A 638-nucleotide genomic window follows, 5' to 3' on the forward strand; every position below is an offset into this window, starting at 1 on the left:
CTGCGCTCGGTGCTCTCGTCGGTGGCGGTGTCCTCGGATGCGGTGGCGGCGTCCTCGGAGGAGTTGTCGGCCTCGTCGGCGCAGATCTCGGCGTCGGCGGAGGAGACCTCCGCGCAGTCCGGGGTGGTGTCGGCGGCGGCGGAGGAGGTGTCCCGCAACGTGGCCACGGTGGCGGCGGGGGCGGAGCAGATGGGCGCCTCGATCCGGGAGATCAGCCAGAACGCGAACGAGGCGGCGCGGGTGGCGGCGCAGGCGGTGACCGAGGCGCAGGCGACGACGGAGACGATCGAGAAGCTGGGCACCTCGAGCCAGGAGATCGGTGCGGTGGTCAAGACGATCACCTCGATCGCGGAGCAGACCAACCTGCTGGCGCTGAACGCCACCATCGAGGCGGCCCGGGCGGGGGAGGCCGGCAAGGGCTTCGCGGTGGTCGCCAACGAGGTGAAGGAGCTGGCGCAGGAGACGGCGCGGGCGACGGAGGACATCGCGCGGCGGGTGGAGGCGATCCAGGCCGACACCACCCGGGCGATCACCGCGATCGGCGGGATCAGCGAGGTGATCGGCAGCATCAACGACTTCCAGCTGACCATCGCCTCCGCGGTGGAGGAGCAGACCGCGACCACGAACGAGATGTCCCG

General features: G+C 71.6%; 1 protein-coding gene. It reads left to right on the forward strand.

Annotation, left to right across the window (positions count from 1 at the left end; genetic code table 11):
• Nucleotides 1-638: methyl-accepting chemotaxis protein (locus HK417_RS24575; RefSeq protein WP_261327709.1), on the forward strand; the 638-nt coding region annotated here is incomplete at both ends.

This window comes from Modestobacter marinus (assembly GCF_019799945.1).
Classification (GTDB): domain Bacteria; phylum Actinomycetota; class Actinomycetes; order Mycobacteriales; family Geodermatophilaceae; genus Modestobacter; species Modestobacter marinus_B.